The 23,328-nt window shown below is 59.4% G+C and carries 19 protein-coding genes and 4 tRNA genes; 1 reads left to right on the top strand and 22 read right to left on the bottom strand.

Annotated elements, in window-relative coordinates:
- The 14 genes from rplK to cspE all read right to left on the bottom strand — a co-directional run bounded on the left by rplK (position 1) and on the right by cspE (position 10,291).
- Entirely contained in the window at positions 1-432 is a 432-nt protein-coding gene (gene rplK / locus C7440_RS17375) for a 50S ribosomal protein L11 (RefSeq protein WP_017524621.1), read from the bottom strand.
- A 65-nt stretch (positions 433-497) separates the two neighbouring features.
- The gene (gene nusG, locus C7440_RS17370; protein WP_017524622.1) at positions 498-1,031 is read right to left on the bottom strand and encodes a transcription termination/antitermination protein NusG; all 534 of its coding nucleotides are present in this window, start codon (positions 1,029-1,031) and stop codon (positions 498-500) included.
- Between the two features lie 9 nt (positions 1,032-1,040).
- Positions 1,041-1,421 (bottom strand): preprotein translocase subunit SecE, encoded by a 381-nt coding sequence (gene secE / locus C7440_RS17365; RefSeq protein ID WP_017524623.1) that lies wholly within the window; start codon positions 1,419-1,421, stop codon positions 1,041-1,043.
- Between the two features lie 52 nt (positions 1,422-1,473).
- A tRNA-Trp gene (locus tag C7440_RS17360) sits at positions 1,474-1,549 on the bottom strand.
- Between the two features lie 101 nt (positions 1,550-1,650).
- Positions 1,651-2,844: an elongation factor Tu gene (gene tuf, locus C7440_RS17355; protein WP_017525503.1), complete on the bottom strand. Its 1,194-nt coding sequence runs from the start codon at positions 2,842-2,844 to the stop codon at positions 1,651-1,653.
- Positions 2,845-2,892: 48 nt separating this feature from the next.
- Positions 2,893-2,967, bottom strand: a tRNA-Thr gene (locus tag C7440_RS17350).
- Positions 2,968-3,036: 69 nt separating this feature from the next.
- A tRNA-Gly gene (locus C7440_RS17345) sits at positions 3,037-3,110 on the bottom strand.
- A 46-nt stretch (positions 3,111-3,156) separates the two neighbouring features.
- A tRNA-Tyr gene (locus C7440_RS17340) sits at positions 3,157-3,243 on the bottom strand.
- Positions 3,244-3,283: 40 nt separating this feature from the next.
- Complete coding sequence (locus C7440_RS17335) at positions 3,284-4,285, bottom strand: asparaginase (protein WP_017522995.1); 1,002 nt, start codon at positions 4,283-4,285, stop codon at positions 3,284-3,286.
- Positions 4,278-5,198, bottom strand: coding sequence for a ParB/RepB/Spo0J family partition protein (locus C7440_RS17330; protein ID WP_017522996.1), 921 nt, complete (start codon positions 5,196-5,198; stop codon positions 4,278-4,280). Before C7440_RS17330 ends, C7440_RS17335 begins: the two co-directional genes overlap by 8 nt.
- A 9-nt stretch (positions 5,199-5,207) precedes the next feature.
- Positions 5,208-6,044 carry a ParA family protein gene (locus C7440_RS17325; protein WP_017522997.1) on the bottom strand — a complete coding sequence of 279 codons (837 nt, stop codon included), beginning with the start codon at positions 6,042-6,044 and terminating at the stop codon, positions 5,208-5,210.
- 31 nt (positions 6,045-6,075) lie between these two features.
- On the bottom strand, positions 6,076-6,753 hold the full coding sequence (gene rsmG, locus C7440_RS17320; protein WP_017522998.1) for a 16S rRNA (guanine(527)-N(7))-methyltransferase RsmG: 678 nt from the start codon (positions 6,751-6,753) through the stop codon (positions 6,076-6,078).
- On the bottom strand, positions 6,753-8,669 hold the full coding sequence (mnmG, locus tag C7440_RS17315) for a tRNA uridine-5-carboxymethylaminomethyl(34) synthesis enzyme MnmG (protein WP_026067647.1): 1,917 nt from the start codon (positions 8,667-8,669) through the stop codon (positions 6,753-6,755). Before mnmG ends, rsmG begins: the two co-directional genes overlap by 1 nt.
- Positions 8,670-10,084: 1,415 nt before the next feature.
- Positions 10,085-10,291 (bottom strand): transcription antiterminator/RNA stability regulator CspE, encoded by a 207-nt coding sequence (gene cspE, locus C7440_RS17310; protein WP_017523001.1) that lies wholly within the window; start codon positions 10,289-10,291, stop codon positions 10,085-10,087.
- A 250-nt stretch (positions 10,292-10,541) separates the two neighbouring features.
- Between cspE and C7440_RS17305 the strand changes: the two genes are divergently transcribed.
- Complete coding sequence (locus C7440_RS17305; RefSeq protein WP_116519376.1) at positions 10,542-11,711, top strand: methionine aminotransferase; 1,170 nt, start codon at positions 10,542-10,544, stop codon at positions 11,709-11,711.
- 820 nt (positions 11,712-12,531) lie between these two features.
- Here the strand turns inward: C7440_RS17305 and C7440_RS17300 are convergent.
- From C7440_RS17300 to yidC, 8 genes are all read right to left on the bottom strand, one after another.
- Positions 12,532-13,584: a metallophosphoesterase gene (locus tag C7440_RS17300; RefSeq protein ID WP_017523004.1), complete on the bottom strand. Its 1,053-nt coding sequence runs from the start codon at positions 13,582-13,584 to the stop codon at positions 12,532-12,534.
- 119 nt (positions 13,585-13,703) lie between these two features.
- Positions 13,704-14,171 (bottom strand): MarR family winged helix-turn-helix transcriptional regulator, encoded by a 468-nt coding sequence (locus C7440_RS17295; protein ID WP_051019202.1) that lies wholly within the window; start codon positions 14,169-14,171, stop codon positions 13,704-13,706.
- Positions 14,152-15,972: an acyl-CoA dehydrogenase C-terminal domain-containing protein gene (locus C7440_RS17290; protein WP_017523006.1), complete on the bottom strand. Its 1,821-nt coding sequence runs from the start codon at positions 15,970-15,972 to the stop codon at positions 14,152-14,154. The genes C7440_RS17295 and C7440_RS17290 overlap by 20 nt, the downstream gene beginning before the upstream one ends.
- An 18-nt stretch (positions 15,973-15,990) precedes the next feature.
- Complete coding sequence (locus C7440_RS17285) at positions 15,991-16,755, bottom strand: SDR family NAD(P)-dependent oxidoreductase (protein WP_017523007.1); 765 nt, start codon at positions 16,753-16,755, stop codon at positions 15,991-15,993.
- Between the two features lie 102 nt (positions 16,756-16,857).
- Positions 16,858-17,646: a crotonase/enoyl-CoA hydratase family protein gene (locus C7440_RS17280; protein ID WP_017523008.1), complete on the bottom strand. Its 789-nt coding sequence runs from the start codon at positions 17,644-17,646 to the stop codon at positions 16,858-16,860.
- A 205-nt stretch (positions 17,647-17,851) separates the two neighbouring features.
- On the bottom strand, positions 17,852-19,372 hold the full coding sequence (gene mnmE / locus C7440_RS17275; protein ID WP_116519375.1) for a tRNA uridine-5-carboxymethylaminomethyl(34) synthesis GTPase MnmE: 1,521 nt from the start codon (positions 19,370-19,372) through the stop codon (positions 17,852-17,854).
- A gap of 370 nt (positions 19,373-19,742) precedes the next feature.
- The gene (locus C7440_RS17270) at positions 19,743-21,176 is read right to left on the bottom strand and encodes a catalase (RefSeq protein ID WP_116519374.1); all 1,434 of its coding nucleotides are present in this window, start codon (positions 21,174-21,176) and stop codon (positions 19,743-19,745) included.
- A gap of 389 nt (positions 21,177-21,565) precedes the next feature.
- Positions 21,566-23,266 carry a membrane protein insertase YidC gene (gene yidC / locus C7440_RS17265; RefSeq protein ID WP_116519373.1) on the bottom strand — a complete coding sequence of 567 codons (1,701 nt, stop codon included), beginning with the start codon at positions 23,264-23,266 and terminating at the stop codon, positions 21,566-21,568.
- Positions 23,267-23,328: the final 62 nt, after the last annotated feature.

The raw sequence follows: 23,328 nt of genomic DNA, 5'->3' as shown, positions 1-23,328 counted from the left end.
TTAAACCCCCTCGACGGTGATGCCCATGCTGCGGGCGCTGCCAGCGATCGTGCGCACAGCGGCGTCCAGATCGGATGCCGTCAGGTCGGGCGACTTGGTCTTGGCGATTTCTTCAGCCTGCGCGCGGGTAAGCACGCCCACCTTGTCGGCGTTCGGGCGAGCCGAACCCTTTTGCACGCCGGTGGCCTTCTTGATAAGAATGGCCGCCGGAGGCGTCTTCATGATGAAGGTGAAGCTCTTGTCGGCGTAGGCGGTGATGACCACGGGAATCGGCAGGCCGGGCTCCATGCCCTGCGTCTGGGCGTTGAACGCCTTGCAGAATTCCATGATGTTCAGGCCGCGCTGACCCAGCGCCGGACCAATGGGGGGTGATGGATTTGCTTTACCAGCCGGTACTTGCAGCTTGATAAAGCCGACGATTTTCTTCGCCATGCTTTGCTCCTTGCGGGTTCAAACGCCTGCGCCTTACACGCCGGGCTCCCCGGGGGTTGTAAAAATCAGGTTTTTTCGACCTGACCGAAATCGAGTTCGACAGGGGTGGCCCGGCCAAAAATGGTCACGGACACGCGCACCTTGCTTTTCTCGTAGTTGACATCTTCGACGTTGCCGTTGAAATCGGCGAACGGACCTTCTTTGACGCGGACCATCTCGCCCACTTCGAAGAGAATCTTGGGACGAGGCTTTTCGACGCCCTCTTCCATTTGGGAGAGGATTTTCTCGACCTCGCGGTCGGAGATGGGCGCGGGACGATTGCCCGAGCCGCCCAGAAAGCCCGTGACCCGGTTGGTGTTCTTGACGAGGTGCCAGGTTTCATCGGTGAGGTCCATCTCGACCAGCACGTAGCCGGGGAAGATGCGACGCTCGGTGATGGACTTTTTACCGCCCTTGACCTCTACGACTTCTTCGGAGGGAACCAGTATGCGGCCAAAGGACGTCTGCAACCCGGCACGCTCTATGCGTTCGAGGAGCGCCTTGTGCACACTTTTTTCCATGCCCGAATAGACGTGGACGACATACCAACGCTTGCTCATGTGTGCCCTTTATCTCCAGCCCAGCAGCAGGCCATAGATGACCCAGCCCAGGGTTTTGTCGACAAGCCACAGAAACAGGCCCATGACCGCAACGAAGGCAAACACGATGGCAGTCATCTGGGTGGCTTCTTTGCGCGTGGGCCAGACGACCCGCTTGACTTCGTTGTACGAGTCGCGCAAGTAGCCGATGCTGCGCCGGCCGGGTTCGCTGAACCACGCAATGAGCGCGGCCACGATGACGCTGCCGATGAATATGCCGACCCGCGCCACGGTGGGCTGGTCGTCGAGCACCGAAAACGCGACGATGCCGGCAATGATGACGAGCACCGCGAGACCCAGCTTGAGGCGGTCTACGGTGCTGCTAACGGTTTCTACGCTGGTGTTCGACATATCCGGGCGAGTGACCTCGCTGCTATTGCGGCCTGCTTTGCCGCGGCGATGATGGCAGGGGCAGTAGGAATCGAACCTACAACCTTCGGTTTTGGAGACCGACGCTCTGCCAATTGAGCTATACCCCTATAACCTGCTGAAGGGCTCCGCGCAGCGACAGGGTGCGATGCAGGGCCCGTTTACTACCCGGACGAGGCGCCGGCCCCGTCCGTTTGTTGCATTTTAAGACTTACTTGATGATTTTAGCCACCACGCCGGCGCCCACGGTACGGCCGCCTTCGCGAATGGCGAAACGCAGGCCCTCTTCCATGGCGATCGGCGCGATCAGCGTCACTTCCATCGAGACGTTGTCACCGGGCAGCACCATCTCTTTGTCCGCAGGCAGCTTGATCGTGCCGGTCACGTCCGTCGTACGGAAGTAAAACTGCGGACGATAGCCCTGGAAGAACGGCGTATGACGGCCACCTTCTTCTTTGGACAGAATGTACACCTCGGCCGTGAACTCGGTGTGCGGGTTGATCGAGCCGGGCTTGGCCAGCACCTGGCCGCGCTCGACGTCTTCGCGCTTGGTGCCGCGAAGCAAGATACCCACGTTGTCACCGGCCTGGCCCTGATCGAGCAGCTTGCGGAACATTTCCACGCCCGTGCAGGTGGTCTTGACCGTGTCCTTGATGCCCACGATCTCGATTTCTTCGCCCACCTTGATGATGCCGCGCTCGATACGGCCCGTGACCACCGTGCCGCGACCCGAGATCGAGAACACGTCTTCCACAGGCATCAGGAACGTGCCATCGACCGCACGCTCAGGCGTGGGGATGTACGAATCGAGCGCCTCGGCCAGCTGCAAAATGGCTTGCTTGCCCAGGGGGCCGTCGTCGCCTTCCAGCGCCAGCTTGGCCGAACCCTTCACGATCGGCGTATCGTCGCCCGGAAAGTCGTACTTGGACAGCAGCTCGCGCACTTCCATCTCGACCAGCTCGAGCAGCTCTTCATCGTCGACCATGTCGGCCTTGTTCAGGAACACGATGATGTACGGCACGCCCACCTGGCGCGACAGCAGAATGTGCTCGCGCGTCTGGGGCATGGGGCCGTCAGCGGCCGACACCACCAGAATGGCGCCGTCCATTTGCGCGGCGCCCGTAATCATGTTCTTGACGTAGTCGGCGTGGCCCGGGCAGTCAACGTGCGCGTAGTGGCGCGCTGCCGTCTCGTATTCCACGTGCGAGGTGTTGATCGTGATGCCGCGCGCTTTCTCTTCGGGCGCTGCGTCGATCTGGTCGTAGCCCTTGGCCTCGCCCGAACCAAATTCCTTGGCCAGCACCGTCGTGATCGCCGCCGTCAGCGTCGTCTTGCCGTGGTCAACGTGGCCAATCGTTCCTACGTTTACGTGCGGTTTGGTCCGCTCAAACTTACCTTTTGCCATGGCTGACTCCTGACTGTGGAATTAAGCAACGAAAATGAATGAGGTGAGTGGTGCCCATGACGCGGATCGAACGCGTGACCTCTCCCTTACCAAGGGAGTGCTCTACCACTGAGCCACATGGGCGTACTTCTTTACCGTAAAAAACCCGCCTTTTTGCAGGTTGCCCTGCCAAAAAGCGAGCCTTGAAAAACCTGGAGCGGGTGAAGGGAATCGAACCCTCGTCGTAAGCTTGGAAGGCTTCTGCTCTACCATTGAGCTACACCCGCGTGGGGATTCCGTTCTTCTCGCCCGACAGCGCATGCGGGTAAGCTCTGGTGGTGGGAGTTGGATTCGAACCAACGTAGGCGCAAGGCCAACAGATTTACAGTCTGCCCCCTTTAACCACTCGGGCATCCCACCAAAAGAGAACCACGAATTATGAGCTTTTTTCTGGGGCTTGTCAAATGCCCAGAAAATGTGCTTTAAGCTGGCGGGTGTTGTCCCGCCGCTGCAGGGCCAACAGAAGCAGCACGCGTGCCTTCTGGGGGCTAAGGCCGCCCGCGGCGATGAAGCCCAGCTGCTCGTCGTCCACTTCGACACCCGGCCATACCTGGCCTGCCGGGGTTCTGCTTGCCCTGACTACAGCAACCCCTTCGCTTGCCGCGGCCTGCAGCCGTCGCCACGTCGGCGCGGAAGCATTGCCGTTGCCCACGCCCGCCACCACAATGCCGTCAGGCCTGGTTGCAAGCATGGCGTCCAGCAGCGCGGCATCCATGCCCGCATGGGCGTACAGGATGTGCACCCGGGGCCATGCGTCGAGGCGGCTGTCGTCGGCAAAGGCGCCGCGCCACGCCGGATTGCCCTGCCCAGCGCCCGGATGCAAGGCAAGCTGATGTCCCGAGACCCGGCCCAAAGGGCCATGATTGCGGCACGAGAAGGCGTCAAGGCCCTCGGCGCGCGCTTTCTGCACTTCTACGGCGTCGTACAAGGTCTGGTTCATCAGCACGCACACGCCCAAAGGGCGCGCCGCGGGGCTGCAGGCGGCGGCGATTGCGTCGAGCAGATTGGCGGGCCCGTCCGCGCCCGGCATGTGCGCCGGGCGCATGGCGCCTGTAAGGACGACGGGCTTGTTCGCCTGCACGGCCATATGAAGGAAGAATGCGGTTTCTTCCAGAGTGTCGGTGCCGTGGGTGATGACAATGCCATCAACCTGGCCGTCGTCCATCAAGGCGCGCACCCGCGCCGCCAGAGTGCGCCACAAGGCATGATCGACATCCTGGCTGCCGACTTCGGCAACGGCTTCGACCGAAAGCCGCGCCCACTTGGCTGCCTGGGGCACCGACTCGAGCAGGCGCTGGGCCGGGAGCGAGCCGGCACGATAGCTCAGGCCTTCTGCGGGAAGCCCCGCAATGGTCCCCCCCGTGGTCAGTACGGCGATGCGGGGCAGCACGTCTTCAGGCATCCATGACGCTGGCCAGGCCCTGGCGCTCGAGCAAGGCGTTCAGGTGTTCCCAGTCGTGAAAGTCGATGACCAGTTGGCCACGGTTGCGCGCGCCCACCTTCAGACTTACGCGGGTGCCCAGGTGATCGGACAAAGCCTGCTCGAGCCGCTTGGCATCGCCCGACGGAGCCGTGCGGGCGCTGCGGCCCGATGGGGCAGAGCCGTCCAGTTCGCGCAGCTGGCGACTGACCAGTTTTTCTGTTTCACGCACCGAAAGGCGCCGCGCGATGATTTCGTTGGCCAGCAGTATCTGCTGGGCCGCTTCCGTGGCCAGCAGGGCGCGCGCATGGCCCATGTCGATGTCGCCGGCCAGAAGCATGGTTTGCACGGGCTCGGTCAGGTTGAGCAGGCGCAAAAGATTGCTGGTGGCCGAGCGCGACCGCCCTATGGCCTGCGAGGCCTGTTCGTGGGTAAGCCCGAACTCGTCGAGCAGCCGCTTGACGCCGTGGGCCTCTTCGAGCGGGTTGAGGTCTTCGCGCTGGATGTTCTCGATAAGGGCCATGACGGCCGCGTTTTCATCGGCCACCTCTCGGACCAGCACGGGCACTTCGCTAAGGCCGGCCAACTGCGCGGCACGGAAGCGGCGCTCGCCGGCAATGATTTCGTAGCTGCCGGCCTGGCCAAGCGGACGCACCAGAATGGGCTGCATGATGCCCTGGGTGCGTATGGATTCGGCAAGCTCGCCGAGCGCGCCCTCGTCCATTCGGGTACGCGGCTGGTATTTGCCCGCCTTCAGGGACTTGACGCTAAGCTTGGTGGGCAATTGGGCTTCGGGAGCCTCGGCCTTGTTGCCCAGCGTGCCGATGACCCCGGCATCCGCCCCAAGCAAGGCATCGAGGCCTCGGCCCAGTCCTTTGGGTTTTTTCGTCGCCATGATGTGTCCTTACAAGTTGTCCAGTTTGGGAGGCCGCGCGATCGAGCGCAGCGTCTCTTTCTTTACCCGCTTGATCAGTTCTTCGCCGAATTCGATATATGCCTTGGCGCCGCGGGAGCTTTTGTCGTAGACGGTGCCGGGCATGCCATGGCTGGGCGCCTCGGCCAGCCTGACATTGCGCGGCACGACGGTCTGGAAGACGCGGTCGCCAAAATGCGATTCGATCTGCGCCGACACTTGCTGCTGCAGCGTGACGCGAGCATCGAACATGACCCGAAGCAGGCCGATTACACGCAGCCCGGGGTTGATGTTGTTATGCACCCGCTTGATCGTGTTGACCAGGTCGGAAAGGCCTTCCAGCGCAAAGTACTCGCACTGCATGGGAATGATGACGCCATCGGCCGATGCCAGGCCATTGAGGGTAAGCAAAGAAAGCGTGGGCGGGCAGTCGATGAGGATGAAGTCGTAGTCGTCAATGACCTGTGCGATGGCGCGCTTGAGCTGCATCTCGCGCTCTTCCATCTGGATGAGATCGATCTCGGCTCCAGAGAGCTCGCGATTGGCGGGCAGCACGTCGTAGCCGCCGCTTTCCGACCGCACGCGCGCCGAGGCGATAGTGGCCTCGTCGAGCAGAACCTGGTACAGATTGCTTTGGACCGCGTTCTTGTCGACGCCGCTGCCCATGGTGGCATTGCCTTGCGGATCGAGATCGATCAGCAGAACCTTTTTATCAAGCGCGGCCAGCGCGGCGGCCAGGTTGATGGCTGTGGTGGTCTTGCCCACCCCCCCCTTCTGATTGGCGATGCAGAACACCTTGACGATGTCGGCGGCGTTATTGTGGTTCATGCGATTCCTTGACGGCCAGCTATTTGCGTACTTATGCAACGGTACTGTTAGTATCGGCGGGTTCCAACCATACCAGGCAGCGCTGCGCATCCAGGCCTGGCACCTGAAGCTGCTGCACCGATTTCACCCGCCAGTTTCCCTGCGACTGCAAGGCGGTAATTTCTTCTTCGGGATGACGGCCTTTCATGGCCATCAGCATGCCGTCCGGGCGAGCATGCCCGCCGGCTAGTGTCGCAAAATCGAGCAGCGATGCAAAGGCCCGGGAAACCACGACATCGGCCTGCAGCGGCGGCATGGCTTCGACGCGGCCATGAACCGCATGCAGGTTGGCCAGGCCCAGCACACCCGACATCTGGCGCACGAAGGCTATTTTCTTTTCCACCGCGTCGACACAATGGACCGTCCAGTGCGGGCAGGCCACCGCGATGACCACTCCGGGCAAGCCCCCGCCCGAGCCGACGTCGACAATGGTAGCGCCTTCGCGGCCCTGCAAGGCCTTTTGCAATGGCGCTACGACCGCCAGGCTGTCGACCACGTGCTGCACCAGCATCTGCCCGGCGTCGCGTATAGCCGTCAGGTTGTATGTTCTGTTCCAGCGCTGCATCTGTGCCAGGTACTGCAGCAGCAAGGCCTGGCGCTGCGGCGACAGGTCGACTTCAAGTTGCTGCACCGCCTGGGCAAGCTGCTGTTCCAAGTTTGCCTGGGCCATTACGCAGCCCGTCGGCCATGCTGGTATCGCTTTATATGGATCAGCAACAGCGAAATGGCCGCCGGCGTCACACCCGAAATGCGGCTTGCCTGGCCTATGGTTTCCGGATGCGCCGCCTTGAGCCGCTGCCTTACTTCGATGGACAGGCTCTGGATGGCGTCGTAATCAAGATCTTCAGGTATGGCCTGTCCCTCTTGGGCAGCCTGGCGCTTTACGTCCTCTTGCTGACGGGCGACATAACCCGCGTACTTGACCTGAATCTCTACCTGTTCGGCGACCGCTTCGTCTTCTACCCCGGGGCCCGCCAGCAGTTCGCCTTCTGCCGCTTCGAAGCTCATGAGCCGCTCGTAGGACACCTCGGGCCGCTTCAATAAATCGAATAGTGAGTACTCACGTTCCAATGCTTTCCCCAGCAAGGCGGTTGCCGCTTCCTTGGCAAGAATCGTGGGATTCACCCAGGTGGACTTGAGACGTTGGATTTCGGCTTCAAGGGCGTCCCGCTTTCTATTGAAAGCATCCCACCGCTTGTCGTCCACCAGGCCCAGCTGACGGCCTATTTCGGTAAGCCGCAGATCGGCATTGTCTTCCCGCAGGCTAAGACGATATTCTGCTCGGGAAGTGAACATGCGATAGGGTTCGGTAACACCCCGGGTGATCAGGTCGTCTACCAGTACACCCAAGTAAGCTTCACTGCGCGCGGGCGACCAGAATTCAAGCCCTTTTGACTGGCGCGCGGCATTCAGGCCGGCCAACAGGCCTTGCGCTGCCGCCTCTTCGTAACCTGTGGTGCCATTGATCTGGCCCGCGAAAAACAAGCCCTGTATTGCCCTTGTTTCCAGTGATGACTTCAATTCACGTGGATCAAAATAATCATATTCAATCGCGTAGCCCGGCCGGGTAATAATGGCATTTTCCAGGCCCGGCAACGACCGTACCAAAGCCAACTGGATATCAAACGGCAGACTTGTGGAAACCCCATTTGGATAGATTTCGTTGGTGGTAAGGCCCTCGGGTTCCAGAAATATTTGATGGCTGGATTTGTCGGCAAAGCGATGAATCTTGTCCTCGATGGAAGGGCAATAGCGGGGCCCTATGCCCTCGATCTCGCCCTGATCGCTATACATGGGCGAACGATCGAGGCCAGAGCGCACGATGTCATGCGTACGTTCATTGGTGTTGGTGATCCAGCAGGGTAGCTGCCTGGGATGAAGGCCTGCGTTTCCCATGAAAGAAAAAACGGGGACGGGATCCAGATCACCTGGCTGCACCTCGGTGCGAGAGAAATCAATAGTGCGGGAATCGATGCGCGGTGGTGTCCCGGTCTTCAATCGCCCTTGAGGCAGCTTCAATTCTTTCAATCGCTGGCCCAGCGAAATAGCCGGGGGGTCGCCTGCGCGCCCGGCAGAATAGTGATTCAAGCCAACATGGATAAGGCCATTCAAGAATGTGCCCGCAGTCAACACCACGGTGCGACCACGAAACTTCAAACCCACCTGGGTTACCGCACCCACCACTCGGTCGCCTTCCAGCATAAGGTCATCTACCGCTTGCTGGAAAATCATGAGATTGGGTTGGTTCTGCAGAACCTGCCTGATGGCGCGCCGGTATAGGGAACGATCAGCTTGCGCGCGGGTTGCTCGGACAGCTGGACCCTTGGACCTGTTCAGTATCCTGAACTGTATGCCTGCCTGATCAGTGGCGTAGGCCATTGCGCCGCCCAGGGCATCCACCTCTTTCACCAGATGCCCTTTCCCTATTCCCCCTATGGAAGGGTTGCACGACATCTGACCCAGGGTTTCCATATTGTGGGTCAGCAATAGGGTCGAGGCTCCGGTACGCGCTGCAGCTAAAGCTGCCTCCGTACCCGCATGGCCGCCACCGACCACAATGACGTCGAATTCGTCGGGGTAAATCATTTTCTGGAGAAATATGTGGAGAAAAGCCGATTATACTTGCGACCCTCGCCTGTTTCACGTGAAACAACGAATGATATTGTTTCTTGGGCTATTGAAACTATGGTGGGTGTTATTCAGGCGGTTGACTAATCAAAGCCAGCGCAATAAAGATGCTCCGCTTGAAAAGGGCTAGGAGATTCGAACTTCACTATTTTCGATTCTAACAGTCACGCCTTGAGAAACGGTAACTGGTTCATGTTAGAGACGAGTGGAGTGAAAATCGAATGTTTCACGTGAAACATCAACTCCGCTACTGCCTTCTACAAGGTCTCGACTGCTCAGAACTCAGATATCCCAATACGTATAGTTCTATCTGGAAGAGAAAGCAGAGCCAGGTCAATCCCGTTCCGAGCGTCTCGTCTTTAGTTCACAAGATCAGGGTTCGTGACATGCTTTATGGAAGAAGCCCATCTACGATGCGAATCCGGTTTGAAACACCATACCCCGAACCCTCATAATGTTCCACGTGAAACAACGAGTGGCCTCGAGAGCTCGATAAACCATGAGATAAAAATAATCCATAGTGCGCTGAACATATAAACCTCAACGAATAGCAAGAAGTACTGAAACGCTGCTAGAGAGGGCCACCGAACAAAGCGCTGCGGCAGATAAAGTTCAAACTAAAACTTTCTGGCCATTTAGCCTAGGAAATTTATCTAAGCACAAGATATAGCTGGACGCAGCCAGGCATATTCACCTACAGCCCATCACGCGTTCATGCATTCAGTGCCTTTGCGCGGCATACAAGTCCAACCCCATACTGAGCAGGGCGCAATTCTTCAAACCTTGGCGTCGTTGTGCTTGATAGAAAATATCGAGAATGATGATAAAGATTCCATTTGCCGAAAATTAAAAACTGCGGGCTCTTTAAGACATGCGCAATCTTCTGTCTTACTACTGAAACAAGAATCGCTCCCAACTCTGAGCTTTCCATCTTATACATACAGCGCCACATTCTGGCTTATCAAACCAAATACCGGCGCACTTTACTTAGCATGCCTATCAACATTCTCGTTCTGTGGATAACTTTGTGAGCAACTAACACGCAAAACGTTCAGCATGCCAGACAAGAAGGCGCATAGATTACCCAAAGAAGGTAATAGCTAATATGCGCCAAAATGGGATTTCCCCTTGGAGAATACCAATTTGATGGTAAACGGCGGTGCAAGGCAAGGCTGGAACCCGCTACTGGAAATCCATCCAGACCCTATGGATGACGGGCGCAAGAGGATCTATAGGAATTGTGTATAACTAGCTCTGGCGCTATAAGAACATGCAGTAAATATTAATGCACATACAAAAACGCCCCCGCATAAAATGCGTGGGGCGTCAGCAAAAGCCCACCACAGGTGGGCCAAGCAGATAAGATCTTGCTGTTACAGTGCGCGAATTTCTGCTGCTTGCGGGCCTTTAGGGCCGTCTTTGACTTCGTACTCGACTTCCTGGCCTTCGTTCAGGCTGCGGTAGCCACGGCCCTCGATTGCCGAAAAGTGTGCAAAAACATCAGTACCACCATCGTCGGGAGTGATAAAGCCAAAACCCTTGTCGGCGTTGAACCATTTAACTTTGCCCTTCTGAGCCATGTGTAGCGTCCTAAAAATGAAAGAAATGCATAAAACCAAGAACGCCCACACCAACGAAAGCAAAGCAGCCACCTGGTACAGAACCGCGCGTACAGCTTGGTTTACAAATGCAACGGCAAGAATAACCACAGCCGCTTACTTTCACAAATACTAGTTTTCCCCTATGTCGCACTTTTTCATCATGGTGCCTCGTTCCATGCGACGATAGGCATATTGAAAAGCATCCATCACCCTCGACAAAACGTTCATCATGAGCCTGACTTCGCGCCTGCCCAACGTTGGCACAAACATATTCACCATCATGAGCCAGCTGGCTCTGGACCACAATGCCGTAAACCTGGGTCAGGGCTTTCCCGATTTCTCGCCCGACCCGGTATTGCTCGAGCTGGTCAACCAGGCCATGCATGCCGGTCATAATCAATATCCCGCCATGGCCGGCGTACCTGCGCTGCGCCAGCGTATCGGCGAAAAAATATTCTCGTTGTACGGCCATCGCTATGACGAATCAAGCGAAATTACCGTGACCAGCGGCGCCACCGAGGCGCTGATGTCCAGCTTGCTGGCTTTGGTTCATCCGGGCGATGAGGTAATCGTAATCGAGCCGTTCTACGATCTTTACATTCCCGGCATTCAGCTTGCCGGCGGCATACCGGTAGTGGTTTCAATGAACCCGCCCAGCGCATCAAAACCTTCTTACTCGGTTGACTGGCAACGCGTCGAGGCCGCCATTACAAAGCGCACCCGCATGCTGGTACTGAACTTTCCGCATAACCCCACCGGAATTGTGCTGTCAGAAGCCGACCTGGACGCCCTGGAAACATTGGTGGAAAAACACGGCATCTTGTTGCTGTGCGATGAAGTCTATGAACACATCACATTCGATGGGCGCAAACACCTTAGCGCAGCCAGCCGGCCAATTCTGGCTGAAAAAGCTGTTGTGATCTCCTCTTTTGGCAAAACCTATCACATAACAGGCTGGAAAGTCGGCTATTGCACGGCAACTGCCGCGATCATGGCCGAAATTCGTAAAGTACATCAATTCACCGTATTTACGGTGAGCAGCCCATTTCAAATGGCTTTGGCCCAATATGTGGCCAACCCGCTTCCCTATACCCAACTTTCGGCGTTTTATGAAAAACGCCGCGATTATCTTTCAAGCAACCTGGAAAAAACCTCTTTCCGCCCCCTTCCCAGCGAAGGAACGTTTTTTCTGCTGGCTGACTACAGCGCGGTTTCCAGCCTTTCCGAACTGGAATTCGCACGCTGGTTGACCCTCGAACACGGGGTAACCGCGATTCCGGTCAGCGCCTTTTACAACGCCCCCAAAGCACAAGAATCCAACCACGGCTTGATCAGACTGTGCTTTGCCAAAGAAGACAAAACGCTCGATCAGGCCATCGAACGCCTTGCCCGCATTTGAGAACGCTTTGCGCTGAGCCGCTGTATCTCGACCGGATGCAGTATACGGCGGGGATTTTGTTTTGGATACCTGGGTGAAGGCGGCTGGCAAGGGTGGAGGTTTTGTTTGTTCATAGCTTTTTATATTTAAAATTGGTGGTGGTAATGGGTGTTTGTGGATAACTGGCATATCCTGGTAAACCAGAGTGAAAACAAGCATTTAGGGTCGGTTCCAAAGTCTGATAACCCTCTGTTTTACCGAGGACGGTTTCTGGATAATTTTGGCGGAATAGAAAAAGGGCGCACTTATTCCCCAGGCATCCACAGCTTGTTCACAATCCACCGATCAAGTAGTTATCCACAGGCTGGAAATATTGTGTCTATTTGTAAAATAGTAGAAAACCGGCCTGAAAGAGAGGTCGTCATGCAGCAGAAGGGGTAACCCAGCAGTTGCTCCTCCGGTTCAATATCATCAGGCGTCAGGCCAACAACTTCTGATTTCTGATTAGGGGTTCGCATTGAATCTGGGAAGCTGCTGGTATGGAATGCTCGCCCAAACATCCCAACATAAGCTGTGGGGGCAATAAGTATTTATGCTGGGCGTTGGAGGGCGCTGCCACAAACCGCCCGACCGCCCGGCATAAATACTTATTGCCTCCACAGCGTTTCAAGAACACAAAAAAAGCGTCCCTTTAGCCCTCAACGCAGCTAAATAACGCCGTCCAAAAAGAAAACAAAAAAGCCTTCCATCAGCTCGCAGCGTAGCTAAGGAAGGCAAAAAGAAACCGCAGCAATTAAGGACACACCCGCAGCGCGTCCGTAAGCAATGACTGGTTCGCAACCTAGATAGTGGCCACTGTCTCCCCAGAATCGAACACAAGCCGGTTCTCGGGCCATTGCAGCGCAGCCAGCCTGAAGCGCGATTGCTCCACCGAGCGGCTGGCCTTTCTGTCTCGCCACCGGGCACCCACCGAATAGTCGATGCAAAACACATTGTGGCGCCTGCCATGCCAGGCATTGGGGGCGATGTCCTTGAACAGCTGTGTATAGCGGGGCATGTTCGCGCTGTTCATCGGCTTGATCAGGCGCCAGTAATGACCGATCACCACAGGCACGGGCTCGTCGTAGTCGTCCCACCAGCTCACCCGGTCTGAAAACCGCCACCTGTTGCCGGCAAAGAAGGGCGTTTCGGCCTGGACCTCAACGCCCGAGGTCAATACCTTCAGCGGATTGATCATCTGCTGGGTGGCCTCGTATTCGGCAATGGAATACAAGAAGGGCGGGGGCCGGCTTTCGTCTTCGAGTTCGGCCGCCCACCGTTCTTTCTCGCCCAGATAGCGTTCATACAGGCCCGAGGCGCGGGCCGTGGTCTGGGCGGCATAGTCCCACATCTTGTATTGCTCGGTGACCGTGCCCAGGGTTACCGATTCCACCGCCTCTATGGCCGCCGTCGTCCATGCCGCGTGGACGATGCGGATGTCGTCCCGCACCAGTGCAACAGGCAGGCTGCCCAGAAAATCCTTGAAAGCCTGGCGCTGCGCGGGCGGGGTGCGTTTGAACGGCGCATAGTTCTTGAGGTCTTGCTGATGGCGTTCATCAAAAAACCAGCCCGAACCGTCCTTGACGTCATCGATCAGCAGGTTGATTTCATGATTGCCCAATATGCAGCGGGCGTTGCCCGCCTCGACCAGCTTCTGAACGAGCTGGACCACGCCGTGGCTGTCAGGGCCGCGGTCGATGAGGTCGCCGACGAAGACGAGTTGGCGCTGCTGCGGATGCCGCCCCTGGGCGTCATAGCCCAGTTGCTGCAGCAAGCGGACCAGGGCGGAGAGTTCTCCGTGGATGTCGCCGATGATGTCCAGCGGGTTGTCGGGAAGCTTTTGAACTAAATGCATGTAGGCAAAGCATAACCGCATTTGGCCACAATTCGCAGCAAAATGTGGTGATGCTGACGACAATACCCGCATCATGCATATGGATGTTACGGCTTGGCCGGACGTGTCCTGGCACGTATCTATGGATGAAACACCTTGATCAGCAGACGCGTCAGCTGCTCGCGTTCCGCATCGGTAAGCGTGGGCGTGATATCGGCCTTGGCGGCCACGTTCTCGGCCTTGCGGCAGGTTTCCTGCCCTTTGGGTGTAAGGGCCAGAATCTGCGAACGGCGGTCATTCGGGTTGCGCTGGCGGTCGATCAGGCCGTCGGACTGCATCCGGTCGAGCAGGGTGGCCAGGTTGGGCGGCGACACCCTTATTGTTTGCCCCAGCCGTTTCTGGTTGATGAGGGGATTGCTGTTGATCAGCGACAACACGGTGTATTCGACCGGCCGTAATTGCAGCTTGGCCAGTTGCTTGCGTATGTTCGGAACGATCTCCAGATAGGCCTGCAGGCAGCAGTATCCCACCGAGCCAATCAAGTGGCTCTGGTCTATGTGCTCGCTTTGCGGCTGAACCGCAGGTGGATCAGTCTTCGGGTTCGGCATACTGGCGCATTACATCAGACAGCAGTGGCAGCGGCCGGCCTTCCGCGGCGCTGCGAAGAACGTTGTCCACAATCTGGAGCTGCTGAGTGGTTTCCGGCAGGATGAAGTCGTAGTAGTACCGGGCGGTGTCCTGCTTGGCCTGGTAGAAGATGGGGTCTTGGAACGCATTCTTGCGCGCCACGGCGGCCGCGCGCAGCCAGAACCAGGCAATGACGCAGTGGCCCACCAGACGCAGCATTTCGGGGGCCACCTGGTGCGGCAGCTCGGGGTTGGCTTGCGCCGCGGCGGCAATGCGTTCCACGCGGTCGCGTATTTCGCGGGCCAGGGTTGCCAGGCCTTCGGCATGGCCTTGCATGGGGCCCTTGCCTTCCTGTTCGGCCGTCGCCTCGACCTGCCCCAGTAACTGGTTCAGGCGCTGGCCCGAGTCGGCCAATATCTTGCGCAGCAGCAGGTCGACCGCCTGGATCTCGTTTGTGCCTTCGTAGATCATGGCGATGCGCGAATCGCGCAGGTATTGTTCTATGCCCGTCTCGGTAATGAAGCCGTGGCCGCCGTAGATCTGTAGCGCCTGGCTCGAGCCGTAAAAGCCCTGATCCGTCATCATCGACTTGATGATGGGGGTCAGCAGGGCCAGTTGCGCGTCCATGTCGGCGCGCACCTGGGCGTCGGGGTGCTGTTCTGCCATGTCCAGCGCCAGGGCGCTGTGATAGGCAAGCATGCGGAACCCTTCCACATAGGCGCGCTGGTTCATCAGTAGCCGCTGCATGGCGGGATGCATGACGATGGGGTCGGCGGGCTCGCCGCGCCGCTGCGCCGGGCGCACCGCGGCCCGCATCTGCAGGCGTTCCTGGGCATAGGCCAGCGAGTTCTGGTAGGCGGTTTCAGCGCTGCCCAGGCCCTGTATGCCCACGGCCAGGCGGGCGGCGTTCATCATGACGAACATGGCGGCCAGGCCGCGGTTGGGTTCGCCCACCAGCCAGCCCACGGCCTCGTCGAACTGCAGGCTGCTGGTGGCGCTGCCGTGTATGCCCATCTTGTGTTCCAGGCCTGTGCAGGCAACGGCGTTGCGCTTGCCCAGGCCGTCTCCTTCAGGCAGGTACTTGGGAACCAGGAAAAGCGATATGCCCTTGCTGCCTGCCGGTGCATCGGGCAGGCGCGCCAGCACCAGGTGAACGATGTTCTCGGTGATGTCTTGTTCGCCGCCCGAAATGAATATCTTGCTTCCTGTGATGCGCACCGAGCCGTCATCCTGGGGCACGGCGCGGGTGCGCAGCAGGCCCAGGTCGCTGCCCGCCTGCGATTCTGTCAGACACATGGTGGCCAGCCATTCGCCGCTGACGATGCGCGGCAGATAGCGCTGCTTGAGCTCTTCGCTGGCATGCTTGTGCAGGCAGGCGTAGGCGCCATGCAGCAGGCCCGGGTACATTGTCCAGGCGTGGTTGCACGAGCTCAGCATTTCGTACAGCACGCTGTTGAGCGTGTTGGGCAGGCCCTGGCCGCCGTAGTTAGGGTCGCAGGCCAGCGCGGGCCAGCCGGCCTCCTGGAACTGGCGGTAGGCATCGGCAAAGCCGGGTGGCGTTGTGACCGCGCCGTTTTCGTAGCGGCAGCCTTCGCGGTCGCCCACCGCGTTCAGGGGAAACAGTACTTCGCTGGCAAAGCGGCCGGCTTCTTCGGCCACCTGCATCGTCAGTTCGTCGTCCACCTCGGCATAGGTCGGAAGCTGCGACAGTGTGGCCGAGGCATCGAGCAGTTCGGACAGTACGAAGCGGATGTCCTTGAGCGGAGGCTGGTACGAGAACATGACGGAAATTCCTGTGGATCAGCGAGGAGGCAGGCGCAGTGCGCCATCCAGGCGGATGACCTCGCCATTGAGTGAAAGGTTGCTCACGATGTGCACGGCCAGTTGGGCGAACTCAGAGGGCTTGCCCAGGCGCTTTGGAAACGGGATTGTGGAAGCCAGCGATTGCTGGACCTCTTCGGGCAGCTGATAAAGAAGAGGGGTCAGGAACAGTCCGGGCGCGATCGTCATGACGCGTACGCCGAATTGCGCCAGATCGCGGGCCAGAGGCAGTGTCATCGATGCCAATGCGCCTTTCGAGGCCGAGTAGGCCGCCTGGCCGATTTGCCCGTCGTATGCTGCTACCGACGATGTGCAGATGATGACGCCGCGTTCGCCTTCGTCGAGGGGATCGAGCGCCAGCATGCGGGCCGCCGCCAGGCGCATGACATTGAAGGTGCCGATCAGGTTCACATCGATGATGCGGCTGAAGTGTTCAAGGGGCATGGCGCTGCCGTCTTTGCCCACCAGGCGCTTGGCGCCGCCGATGCCTGCGCAATTGACGAGAATGCGCGCCGGGCCGTGGGCCTGGGCGGCGGCGTCAAGCGCCTTTTCGACGCTATCGGTATTGGTGATGTCGCAGACCAGGGCAACGCCGCCCACCTCTTTGGCAAGCTCTTGGGCGGCCTGTTCGTTCAGGTCCAGTATTGCCACTTTAGCGCCGGCCGCCGCCAGCTGGCGCACGGTTTCAGCGCCCAGTCCCGATGCGCCGCCCGTCACGAGCGCGCTTTGTCCTTGAATGTCCATGGTTCCCCCTAGTCGGTATATGGTCGATGCTTGCAGTCATTGAGCGTCCGCCTGGAACCCGAGCCACATGCGAACGCGGGCCCCTCGCCTTTTGCGGGCTGATCAGGGCTTGAACTTCACCTTGTTCTTCTTGCCTTCCAGGAATTGGGCCAGCAGGTCGAGCGTGGCCGGATCGGTCTGGGCCACGGCCGCCATCAGCGATTCTGTGGCCAGGCCGTCGTGGATGGACTGGTCTGCGATGCGCGGCAGCAGATGCATGACCCCGTAGTTGGTCATGGACGCGTTGCTGGCGATGTTCTCGGCCAGTTCCAGCGCCTTGGCCAGGCCTTGGCCCACGCCCACCGAATAATGCGATATGCCTGCCTGATGGCCTTCTTGCGCGTCGAGCACACGCCCGGTAAGCATCATGTCGGTCATGCGTGAAACGCCGATCAGGCGCGTGATGCGCACCGACCCGCCGCCGCCCACGAACAGGCCGCGCTTGCCTTCGGGCAAGGCATAGAAGCTGGATTCCTCTGCCACGCGCACGTGAGCCGCCGAGGCCAATTCCAGCCCGCCGCCCACCACCGCGCCGTGCAGCACCGCAATGACCGGGGCCCGGCCGAACTGGATCTGCTCGAACGCCGCATGCCAGCCGCGCGAATGCATGACAGACTGGGGCACGGTGTGCGCCGAAACCTCGGACAGGTCGAGCCCGGCGCAAAAATGCTCGCCGATGCCGTACAAGACAATGGCCTTGACCGTTTCGGGCATGGTTTCGAAACAGTTTTTGATGGCCTTGACCAGGTCGTCGTTCAGGGCGTTGCGCTTTTTGGGGCGATTGATGCCGACCTGGGCGATGGCACCGGTGAATTTGACTTCAAGCAGGGGAGAGTGGGCGGGTTTGCTCATGAAAAAAGGGCTCTCGAATAATAGTTATAAAACATAACTATTATTGATTATAAATAAAATGATGGGGAGCGCAAGTGGGGGAAGCCCGGGGGCGCCGCCTAGTTTGTCGGAATGGGTGCAAATGGGTTGTTAAATGGCGAAGGCTGGTTCGTCCAGGTGCTTGAACAGCCGTCCGTGCTATCAATGGACGTCCATAGACCCCACCTCACTTCCCAATACAAAAACTCGAAAAAATCTCGCCCAGCAGGTCGTCGCTGGTGAACTGCCCGGTAATGGCGCACAGGTCTTCATGGGCCAGCCGCAGCTCTTCGGCGAACAGGTCGAGCACATTGTCGGCGTGGCTGGCGTGCTCGTCGGCGGCGTCCAGGTGTTCGGCTGCGTTGCGCAGGGCCACCAGGTGGCGTTCGCGGGCCAGCCACGGGGATTCGGCGCCGGGGTTCCAGCCGGCGATGTCGAGCAGCTTTCGGCGCAGGTCGTCCAGACCGATGCCGGTCTTGGCGGAGATGGCCAGCACTGACACGCCGGGCTCGTGTCGGAGTTGTCCGTTTGAGTCGGCTTCTGCATGCTCCACTGCCTGTAAACGGCTTGTCCGGGATTCGCCGGCAGTAGAGCCGTCATCATCCATCTTTGGCATGCCTCCCTCCACAGCCGCTTGTCTTACCGCTTCTTCATATATCCCCGGCTTCGTCGTGGCGCCATCCGGCAACAGATCCATCTTGTTGTGCACCTCGAGCACTGGCGTGCGCGCGGGCAGCCGCTGCTTGATGGCTGTGTCCAGTTCGCCAGCCGGGTCGCGCGCATCCTTGAGATGGATGATGACGTTGGCTTTTTCGATCTCGGCCCAGGTGCGGGCGATGCCTATGCTTTCGACCGTGTCTTCGGTTTCGCGGAGACCGGCGGTGTCGACGATGTGCAAGGGCACGCCTTCGATGTGGATCTGCTGCACGACCTTGTCGCGGGTGGTGCCGGCGATGGGGGTGACGATGGCGACTTCGTCGCCGGCCAGGGCGTTGAGCAGGCTGGACTTGCCGACATTGGGCTGGCCGGCCAGAACCACGTGCAGGCCTTCGCGCAGGATCATGCCCTGGCGGGCCTGGCGAACGAGCTCGGCCAGTTGCCGGCGTATGTCGTCAAGGGTGTCGCGGGCCTGGTATTTTTCGAGGAAGTCGATTTCTTCTTCGGGGAAATCAAGCGTGGCCTCGACCAGCATGCGCAAATGCACGATACGGTCGTTGAGGGCGTTGACGCGCTCAGAAAAGGCGCCGCTGAGCGAGGCCATGGCGCTGCGCGCGGCGGCTTCGGACGAGGCGTCGATAAGGTCGGCAACGGCCTCGGCCTGGGCCAGGTCAAGGCGTTCGTTCAGGAAGGCGCGCTGGGTGAACTCGCCGGGCTGCGCGTGGCGCAGGCCGAACTCGCGGCCGGCCTCCAGGCAATGCTCCAGCAGGCGGCGCAGTACGGCCGGCCCGCCGTGCCCTTGAAGCTCGAGCACGTCTTCGCCGGTGTAGGAATGGGGCGCCTGGAAGAACAGCACGATGCCGGCGTCGATAGGCTGGCCCTGGGCGTCGTTGAAGGGCAGGTAATGGGCGTGTCGTGGCGTCAGCGGCGCGTGGAATAGCCGCTTGACGATGGGGGCCAGATCGGGCCCCGAGATGCGTACGACACCGATGCCGCCGCGCCCGGGGGCGGTGGCGATGGCTGCAATGGGTTGGGACGATGAAGCGGCCATGGCTTGATTGAGGATGTGTGCTGGGAATATGTAAAGCTATAAAGCGGCCAATGGCCGCAAAGCCCGGTTCGACCGTCTGGCCAAGTTCTAGTTTCGGGCCCCTCAATAATGCCACATCCCCCCGAGCACAGTGGGCGCGCGCAGCCCGCCGCTTGCCAGACTGCATTTTTTTGCTTGGAACGTGGGGATAGTGGTCGGGTAAGTGCTGGCACCGTAAAAAGGGCGCGCCTTGTGGGCACGCCTTTATACAGCCAACTTGGCAGGTGATTTATTGCTACGTTTCACCGTTGTTCAATGCCACTCCGCCGTTTGAACGTGGCCGGACATCGAGCCCCGGCCAAAAGAGCGCTTGAACAGCCGGCCCGCGGCATCAGCCCAGCGCCTTGATCGCCGCTGCGACACCTGCGCCGTAGGCGGGATCTGCCTGGGTGCAGTGGTCGATGTGGCGTTGCTGGATCTCTGGCGTGACGCCGCTTATGGCGCGCGCGGTGTTGTCGAACAACTGCTGCTTCTGTTCGTCGTTCATCAGGCGGAAGAGGTTGCCTGGCTGCGAGAAGTAGTCTTCATCCACGCGGTGATCCCAGCGGTCGGCGGCGCCGTCGATGGCAAGCGGCGGCTCGCGGAAGTCGGGCTGTTCTTGCCATTCGCCCTGGGCATTGGGCTCATTGCCGGTGATGCGGCCGTGGTTGCCGTCGACCCGCATGGCGCCATCGCGGTGATAGCTGTGGAAGGGACATTTGGGCGCGTTGACCGGGATCTGGTGGTGATTGACGCCCAGGCGGTAGCGTTGAGCGTCGCCGTACGAGAACAGGCGCGCCTGCAGCATCTTGTCGGGCGAGAAGCCGATGCCCGGCACGACGTTGGCGGGCGTGAAGGCGGCTTGCTCGATCTCGGCGAAGAAGTTCTCCGGGTTGCGGTTGAGTTCGATTTCGCCGAATTCGATCAGCGGATAATCGCCATGCGGCCAGACCTTGGTCAGGTCGAAGGGGTTGATGCGATAGGTATTGGCCTCGCTTTCGGGCATGATCTGCACATAGGCCGTCCAGCGCGGGAAGTCGCCGTTTTCAATGGCTTCGAACAGGTCGCGCTGCGAGCTTTCTCGATCGCCGGCGATGACGGCGCCGGCCTCGGCGTCGGTGTAGTTCTTGATGCCTTGCTTGGTCTTGAAGGTGAACTTGACCCAGAAGCGCTCGTTATCGGCGTTGATGAAGCTGAATGTATGGCTGCCGAACAGGTGCATGTTGCGAAAGCCGACGGGAATGCCGCGGTCGCTCATGACGATGGTGACCTGGTGCAGGGCCTCGGGCAGGCCGGTCCAGAATTCCCAGTTGTTCTGGGCGCTGCGCATGCCGGTGCGCGGGTCGCGCTTGACGGCGTGGTTCAGGTCGGGAAACTTGAGGGGATCGCGAAAGAAGAACACCGGCGTGTTGTTGCCGACCAGATCCCAGTTGCCTTGCTCGGTATAGAACTTCATGGCCACGCCGCGAATATCGCGTTCGGCGTCGGCCGCGCCGCGCTCGCCGGCCACGGTCGAAAAGCGTATCAGCATGGGCGTCTGCTTGCCCACTTCCGAAAAAATCCGGGCCTTGGTGTATTGGGTGATGTCCCTGGTGACGGTGAAGGTGCCGAAGGCGCCGGCGCCCTTGGCGTGCATGCGGCGCTCGGGGATGACTTCGCGGTCGAAGTGGGCGAGTTTTTCGATCAGCCAGACATCTTCCAGCAGGGCCGGGCCCCGCGGGCCGGCCGTCTTGGTGTTCTGGTTGTCGGCTACGGGTGCGCCCGCAGCGGTGGTAAGTTTTTTCATCTTATCTTTCCTCTTATTGCGCTCGCGCAAGGCGTGCTGATTCAAACCGAGTGCTTCAAGGCGTGCTTTCGTGAAGGCGAAAGCGAAAGGCACAAGGCGAGTATATCGATGGGAAGATCAAAGATAAAATTAATTGATTAAAACAGGTAAATAGTATTTAACTATTAATCGCCAAGAAAAGGGAAAGGAGGTACGGACCCCTGCGCCCCGGGCCGGGCCGATCCCATATGACCCCGTATGCACTGCGAACTGTACATAAAGAAAGCCCCTTGGGCTTGCAAAGGCCGAGTCCTGATGGATCGGCGTTGTTGCAAGGCCCAAGGGGCGTTGGCGCGCCTGGCGGGCGCATGAAAGAGCAGAACCGGCGCGCCGCCGGCCCATATTTCCTTCTAGCGCTTGGCGGCTTTGGTTTCCTTGTCGAGCTTGTGCATGATGTAGCGCTGCTGGGCGATGGATACGGCGTTGTTCACGCACCAGTACAGCACCAGGCCGGCCGGGAAGAAGAACATCATCCCGCCGAACACCAGCGGCATGATCATCATGATGCGCGCCTGCATGGGGTCGGGCGGCGTGGGGTTGAGCTTGATCTGCAGGAACATGGTGCCCATCATGATGGCGGGCAGAATGAACCAGGAATCAGGCGCGGCCAGGTCGTGGATCCACAGTATCCACGGGGCGCCGCGCATCTCGACGCTGCCCAGCAGCACCCAGTACAAAGAGATGAACACCGGAATCTGCACCACCATGGGCAGGCAGCCGCCCAGGGGGTTGATCTTCTCGGTGCGGTACATCTCCATCATGGCGGCGTTGAGCTTGGCCCGGTCGTCGCCGAATTTCTCGCGCAGGGCCTGCAGGCGCGGGGTGACCAGCTTCATCTTGGCCATCGAGCGGTAGCTGGCCGCCGACAGCGGGTAGAACACCAGCTTGATCAGCAGGGTAAGCACCACGATGGTCCAGCCCCAGTTGCCCAGGAAGCCGTGTATCCAGGTCATCAGCTTGAACAAAGGCTTGGCGATGATGGTCAGGAAGCCATAGTCGACGACCACGTCCAGGCCCGGAGCGACGGCCTGCATGGCTTGCTGGTCTTGCGGCCCCAGCCACAGCTTGGACTGTATGGTTTGCTGCTCGCCGGGCTGTATGGTGCCGATCTGCTGTATGGTGCGCACGGAATACAGATTGTCGGACACGCGCAGAATCTCATTGTGGCGCGCACGCTCTTCCACAGGCACCCAGGCCGCGGCAAAGTAATGCTGGACCATGGCCACCCAGCCGTCGTCCGCCTGCTTGACGTACGAGGCCTTGTTCTTTTCGATGTCCGAGAACTTGACCTTCTGGTACTTGTGCTCGGAGCTGTACACGGCCGGGCCGGTGAACGTGTTGTAGAAGAAGGAAGTATTGGGCGGATCGTTGCCGTCGCGCGTAAGCTGCAGGTAGACCGAGGGGGAAATCGGCGCGTCGCCCTGGTTGTGGACTTCGTGCCGCACTTGAATGTCGTAGCGGCCGCGATGCAGGGTATAGGTCTTGATGACCTTGACGCCGCCCGCCTCGGCTTCAAAGACCACATCGAGCGTATCGCCGGTAAGCGATTTTTCGGTGGAGGTCAGACGAAACGGGGTCAGGTGGGTGGGAAAGCTGGAACCCTGCGGCGCGCCGACGATGCCGGTCTGGGCCAGGTAGGTCGAGCTGGCTTCGTTGTCCAGCAGCACCATGGGCTTGGTGGGGTCTTCTTCGTCGCCGAACTTCAGCAGCTCGGCCCGCACCAGCTGTGCGCCCTGGGTGCTGAAGACCAGGTTGTAGACGTCGGTGCTGATATTGATTTGCTCGGCGGCAACGGCTGCGGCCGGCTCTTGCTGGGCTGGCGCCGCCGGAGCCGTGGACGAGCCCGCGGGGGCGGGAATGCCCTCGGGCACATGGCCTTGGCTCTCTGCGGCCGCTGAACCGTTGGCGGCGGTGGTGGCCGGTTCCGTGCTCTGGCTCTGGGTTGCGCCGGTGAACAGCGAGGGCTTGCCATTGTAGACCTGCCAGTTGTTCCAGAGCAGCAAGAGCGAGAAAGAGAAAATCATCCAGAGGATGGTGCGTCGGATATCCATAGCGCCTGTAGATTGGGGTTCAAGCGAAGCAAAAGCTCGTTAGTTTAACGTAGGCCGGCTGA

It is taken from the genome of Pusillimonas noertemannii, assembly GCF_003096595.1.
GTDB lineage: Bacteria > Pseudomonadota > Gammaproteobacteria > Burkholderiales > Burkholderiaceae_B > Pusillimonas > Pusillimonas noertemannii.
Note: the sequence above shows the minus strand (reverse complement) of the source record. Positions and strands in the feature narration are given on the sequence as shown.